Source organism: Aliiglaciecola sp. NS0011-25 (assembly GCF_040370605.1).
GTDB classification, from domain to species: Bacteria; Pseudomonadota; Gammaproteobacteria; order Enterobacterales; family Alteromonadaceae; genus Aliiglaciecola; species Aliiglaciecola lipolytica_A.
Genome location: NZ_BAABWR010000007.1, coordinates 191,707 through 197,883, shown reverse-complemented (window position 1 = coordinate 197,883; position 6,177 = coordinate 191,707). Strand labels below are relative to the sequence as shown.

Sequence of the window (6,177 nt, the reverse complement as noted above, 5' to 3'; positions counted from 1 at the left end):
ATCAACTCAACACATTCTAGTTTAAATTCGGCTGTATACTTCTTCATCTTTACCTCGTTGGTTTTTGATATCATACCTCCAACAAAGTGTTTTGAATAATTAGACCATTACACATTGCCACATAACTTGCATAAAATGCCTGTAGAATTTGCAAATAGGTATTGCAGCTCAGGTTTCTATGAAATAGAAACCTAGACAAATCACTTTCTACTGAACGATGAAGTTCCGCTGTTTCAGTTTTTACAAATACACCAATATCCATACTTGGGTTATTAATTCGGTTATTCATTATATGAGTAGGTAACTAGCAAAATGATGGAATTTTTCAAGGTAATATATAAATTTCTCACCATCTTTATGACTTATCATCCTTAGATTTAACAGCCGTTTCTGATTCTATTTGTTTGGGGATCACTAAGCTCATTATTCGCCACCCCGCTTTGGGCTCTAACGATTTTTTGTTCGTAATCATCCGTAATTTATTGTGACTATCAAATGCGCACAAAAGCAATAAATTACCCTCGTATTCTTGCAAATAATCTTCCATGGAAAAACTTTCCGTTAACCGAGTTGTTTTGATTTTGGCACCTTTGGCCACCCAACTTGCTAACTTTCCATAGGTAATTCCGTCCGCGAATAATCCCAATTTTTTCGCATAGGATTCTGATACTTGATGGCTAGGTCTTTGTTGTTGCTCATTATTACTTAAACCTAATACAGTTCCTTTCCCCATTTCATCTTCGAAATGAAAGGTCACCATAGGATTTAATTGGCGGTAAGGCGACATGACCAGCACTCTGCCAAATAGGGTGAAATCCAAGGTCCGTGAAGCATGTTCAGACATTGGATTACCAAAGTAAGTGGGAATATTCAGCATTCTAGCGGACCGAATAGAGTCCCAGTTTGTATCGGCTACACACACATTTACATCATTATCCATCAGTTCTTTGGCAAACATTCTACAAAATTCACCCCCTCCAAAGATCAAATACCCATTTGGTTTAGGGGCACGAATGCCAAGCCATTGGGCCACGTGAACGGCGGTTAAACTCTGCACCACAACGGTAGAAATGATCACGAGAAAAACTAAAGGTACTAGTACTTCAATTTGCGCATAATTAAGCGCCTCTAACTTCAATGAAAACAAAGCAGATACTGCCGCAGCAACAATTCCTCTGGGTGCAACCCAACTTAAGAATGCTTGTTCGCGCCAATTTAAACCTGTTTTCAGGGAAGAAACCATCACCGAAATTGGCCTGACAACAAACATTATTGCCAATAAAACAATGATCGCGCCCCAGCCTACATTGAGAATGGAATCCAACTGAATCCTCGAGGCCAATAAGATAAACAAGCCAGAAATTAACAGTACACTTAAGGTTTCTTTAAATTCTAGTATGTCATCGACATCAACATCGCGCATATTAGCCAACCACATCCCCATAATTGTCACAGTGAGTAATCCAGACTCGTGAGCCATCATGTTTGAACCGGCAAATGCGCCTAACATCAAGGTAAGCACAGCGGTATTGCGTAAATAATGAGGAATGAGATTTCGTCTCAGGGCAAGTCCGAGCAAATACCCCATTACAGCACCAACACCAAGACCTATCCCTACTGTTATGCTAAATGCCCATAGAGTGTGACTCAGCGCATCCTGCGTAGAAATAATATATTCGTATACCAACACTGCTAACAAGGCGCCTATAGGATCAATAATAATCCCTTCCCAACGCAGAATATTTGCTAATTTATTGCTTGGTCTGACGGTACGCAGCATGGGAACAATAACGGTTGGTCCAGTCACGGTAACAATTGCACCAAATAGAAATGCCATTTCCCAAGACATATCTAAAACTAAATGGGTGATCACAGCCACTAAACACCAGGTCAAAACCGCTCCTGATGTACACAAATTTCGAACCATCGAACCGTGTCCGCGTAAATCTTCAAACCTTAGTGTTAACGCACCTTCAAAGAGAATAATCGCGACAGACAACGACACCACAGGAAACAATAAGTCACCAAAGATTTGGTCGGCATTAATTACACCGGTAACGGGGCCAACTATAATCCCAACAATTAACAGAGGTAAGATTGCGGGTAGTTTTATGCGATAGGCAAAATATTGACAAAAAATGGATAACAATCCAACCAAAACCAGTCCAGCAGTAATATCAATCAAGTACTTTCCTTAATATCTTAGTTAAACTTTCCAATAATTTTCTTAATAGCTTTTAATGCCAGTATTAAGCATTTTTTAACTAAATGACGAACAGATATAGTTGTAAATGAATCAACAAATCCCATTTAAACAATAACAAATGGTAAGTAGCATTTATACAGGTTACTCAGCTTCGATACAATCCAACCGATGACCAATTAATTTACGAAAAGTGAGGCAAAAAAGTTTACAATTGCGCTTAAGTTCTAGTTGGAAATTAGTTTGTAAGATTTTGTTATCAAGATCTCAAGCATAATACCTGCCTTGAAATAGCCTTTTTGACCCCATTTTTTAACCGATGATCAAACTATCAGGTTTGATGCGATCAACATTCGATATTTTGACCGAGAAGTAAATACAGCATGATGGAACAAACAATAAATGACTTTTTAATTATTTGGGCAACTGTTGACCCAATAGGCACTATGGCGCTTTTTGCTGGGTTAACCAGTAGCCTTACGCCAGCAGAGCGCCGTAAAACAGCATTCAAAACAATAATTTATTCCAGCTTGGTACTTTTGGGAGCAATTGTAGTTGGTCAAATCATCCTAACGGCAATGGGAATTAGTCTGTTGTCTTTTAAAGTGGCCGGCGGCATCATTTTATTTCTGTTTGGAATTAAAATGATTTTTGATGATAATTCAAGCCGTAAAGAAATGGATAAAGATCATGATATGGCCGTGTTCCCTTTGGCGATTCCAGCTACTGCCTCTCCAGGAGCAATTTTAGCAGTTATCCTATTAACCGATAATTATACTCATCCTATTGAAGAACAAATTACTACCGCTTTGGTGATGTTAAGTGTATTGCTTATCACCCTTGTATTGTTGCTGCTGTCTGGAAAAATCATACGCATTATCGGCTCTGGTGGAGCCTCTATTCTTACCCGCATTATGGGGATGATTTTAGCCGCACTTTCTGTTGAGTTTGTGATTGAAGCATTATCTATTGAGAAGTGGATTAGTAGTTTCTCTTAAGTAACTAAATAAAGATCAAAAAGGGAGCCTTATCAGCTCCCTTTTTATTTAAAACAACTTCACTGCTGCCCTTTGTTATTCAACAAATCCCTGATTAACATGCACTGTCAATGGATGATAACCAGGCTTAGCCTCTTCAAATGCGCGTTTGGCAAATGCTTTACCTTCTACAGTTTTAGCTAACTCTCGATACAAAGGTTTGACTAACTTATTGCGACCAATTCCGACCAAATAACTATAGAGTCTCTCATAGGCAGGTTTATATTCATTTTTCACTGCGATTAATAACCAGCTGTGAGCAATTTCATTGTTCTTACTCGCCGTTAATTGGAAGGTACTATCAAGTTCAACCAACTGCATATCGTTTAGCTTCTGTGGCATATTATTTAAAAAGTACAGCCATTGATGAACAGTCCAATCTTGAGTATTAATCTGTTTAGCGCTTAAACTTCCCTCTAACCAAGCATCACGTACTGTATCAACTTTACTAAATGCATCTGATTCTGGCATGGGTGCTCCATCTGGAATACCCGGTTCAAAAATCCATTGATGAATACGCTCTTTGTCTAAAACATCTGCGTAAGTAGTCAGTAACGTTTGATCCAAATAGCTCACAAATTGATCGGTTGTAATACTTTTGAACGCAAAATGATTAAAATATTCAAGTAGAAACTTATCGAAATTATCTCGCCCTACTTTTTGTTCGATTTCGCGAAGAAATAAAGCGCCCTTTTCGTAAGGAATATTTGAAAATACGTCATCAGGATTACGTCCTCGTAAATCAATCGCCAGAATTTCATCATTTTCAGGTAACGCAGCAATATCGGCTTGTAAGTCTTGGTATCCCAAAACCGCTTCCATATTGTAGCGGTCTGTTCCGTAGATCATTTCCATAATCCGATAGGTTAAATAAGTGGTAAAACCTTCGTTTAACCATAGATCCCGCCAAGTCGCATTCGTCACTGTGTTGCCAGACCAACTGTGTGCAAGCTCATGAGCAATTAGAGACACTAGACTTTTGTCTCCCGCAATGACCGTTGGGGTAATGAAGGAAAGACGCGGATTTTCCATGCCACCAAATGGAAATGACGGCGGTAAAATCAATAAATCGTAACGATCCCAACTATAGGGCCCATAGGTTTTCTCAGTCGCTTCTAACATACTCTCGGTGTCTTCGAACTCACTCGCCGCGGCATCGAGTATTGATGGCTCAGCGTAAACACCTGTGCGCTCGCCCATAGGTTTAAAATGCAGATCACCTATTGCCAGTGCGATTAAATAAGAAGGTATAGGTTGCGGCATATTAAATTCATAAACGCCGTCTCGGGGTGTAACAGGATCATTTGCAGCACTCATCACCGCGAGCAATTCTTTAGGCGTGCGAATAGTGGCTGTATAGGTCACTCTCACCTGTGGTGAGTCTTGTAATGGAATGAAACTACGAGCATGAACAGCCTGTGCTTGGGTAAATAAAAATGGATACTGTTTACCGGCAGTTTGTTCTGGTGTTAACCACTGAGCGCCTGACGCATCTTTTGAGGTGTGGTAACTTATGCTGACTTGATTACCTTGTTCGGGCAACGTAATGTGCAGCGCTGAGCCCAGATTTGGAACTTCTTTTTGAAGCTCGAAAGCAACCGGTGTATTTCCTGAATTCACCTCTAAAATGGTTAATCCCCGAGTATCCAAAATCAGGGTTTTCCCTTGCTCATCAACTTTTTGATAAGTAAGTGTTGCTGTGCCTATCAATTGTTGTTTGTCAAAATCAGCGGTTAAATCCAAATCGATGTGTGACACTTTCACAACATCCGGATTTGCAAAAGAATGATAATCTTTAGCATGGTCTATTTGCGTTTGTTTGGAAGTTTGTTGTGGTGTTTGTGGTGCTTTGATTTCAGCGGGTTGCTCCGGATTTGAACATGCCAGCAAAGTAGATATCCATAAAAATGCAAGATAACGAATACTTTTCATTTATTTTCCTAGTGAACTTTTTCGCTAATTGTGACATAAAACTAGTTAGCACCGAAAGCATAGCCGTTAATTTAAAACTAGGTTAAGTGAATCATTAAATATCGATAGGAGATGATATGGCTAAACAAAATGAACAAGATATTTCGACGTTTTTGGATGCGATGCAGGATGTCAAACCACTTCCTAAACAAGATACAGTAATCACCTTGAAAACCAAGCCTACCCTCGCACAAAGCTTAAAACGTGAAGCTTTGCAAAGAGAGTTAAATTTAGCTCAAAATTATTTGGTTACCGAGTACGTAGAACCTTTAGACCCCTACGATCACCTTATTTACAAAAAGTCGGGAGTTCAAGAAGGTGTATTTAAAAATTTACGTTTAGGCAAATACAAGATCGACGCAACCCTTAATATCCAGCAGTATAAATTTGAACAAGCAAGACAAGCAATGTTTGAAACAGTTCTGCAATCCCAGCAAAAAGGTATTAGAACGTTATTAATAAAACATGGAATAGGTTTGAACAGTCAGCCGTTCTCAGCATTTCTAAAAAGTTATGTGAACAAATGGTTACAGCAAATGCCACAAGTTTTAGCCTTTCATACGGCGCAAAAACACCATGGTGGCGTTGCCTCTGTGTATGTTTTACTGAAAAAAAGTGAAACAGATAAGGCTTTGAATAGAGAGTTACATCGAAAGAAATAACATCAGATTTAGGATCAAGTCCATATGCAAATGATCTCAAATAAGCTTTGTAAAACCTAAAACCTCTTTAAATTTGTTCCTGTTTACTCTCAGTAGAAATGGTTTTAGAACTTGCGGGAGTGCTAACAACGGCTAAAACAACTAGGAAAAGTACAGTGGCAAAAACACCCGTTAAACCAAACCCTTTTGACGAACGATTCATTTTATTTCTCTTATTATTATTTTAAAATAGTAATTGTTGTCGGTAAGTTTATGCAAGTCCATTTGGTAAAAATATCATCTCTGATAACTACACCTAGATTAG

Annotated in this window: 6 protein-coding genes; 2 read left to right on the top strand and 4 right to left on the bottom strand. The window is 38.9% G+C overall.

The genetic code is table 11. From position 1 onward, the window contains the following. Window positions 1-70 precede the first annotated feature (70 nt). Both ABWV72_RS08330 and ABWV72_RS08325 read right to left on the bottom strand, forming a co-directional pair. Complete coding sequence (locus ABWV72_RS08330) at window positions 71-289, bottom strand: heme oxygenase-like domain-containing protein (protein WP_353369910.1); 219 nt, start codon at window positions 287-289, stop codon at window positions 71-73. Between the two features lie 66 nt (window positions 290-355). After that, the gene (locus tag ABWV72_RS08325) at window positions 356-2,185 is read right to left on the bottom strand and encodes a cation:proton antiporter (protein ID WP_342804712.1); all 1,830 of its coding nucleotides are present in this window, start codon (window positions 2,183-2,185) and stop codon (window positions 356-358) included. Between the two features lie 401 nt (window positions 2,186-2,586). Here ABWV72_RS08325 and ABWV72_RS08320 point away from each other — a divergent pair, with 401 nt between their 5' ends. Beyond that, complete coding sequence (locus ABWV72_RS08320) at window positions 2,587-3,201, top strand: MarC family protein (RefSeq protein ID WP_216048224.1); 615 nt, start codon at window positions 2,587-2,589, stop codon at window positions 3,199-3,201. Between the two features lie 75 nt (window positions 3,202-3,276). On the opposite strand, the gene ABWV72_RS08315 is transcribed toward ABWV72_RS08320, so the two are convergent. Continuing rightward, a complete protein-coding gene (locus tag ABWV72_RS08315) occupies window positions 3,277-5,172 on the bottom strand; it encodes a M1 family metallopeptidase (RefSeq protein WP_353369907.1) in 1,896 nt (631 codons plus the stop codon). A gap of 116 nt (window positions 5,173-5,288) precedes the next feature. Between ABWV72_RS08315 and smrA the strand changes: the two genes are divergently transcribed. Then, a complete protein-coding gene (gene smrA, locus ABWV72_RS08310) occupies window positions 5,289-5,873 on the top strand; it encodes a DNA endonuclease SmrA (RefSeq protein ID WP_353369905.1) in 585 nt (194 codons plus the stop codon). Window positions 5,874-5,940: 67 nt separating this feature from the next. Here smrA and ABWV72_RS08305 read toward each other — a convergent pair whose 3' ends face one another. Further along, window positions 5,941-6,075 (bottom strand): hypothetical protein, encoded by a 135-nt coding sequence (locus ABWV72_RS08305; RefSeq protein ID WP_353369903.1) that lies wholly within the window; start codon window positions 6,073-6,075, stop codon window positions 5,941-5,943. Between the last annotated feature and the right edge of the window lie 102 nt (window positions 6,076-6,177).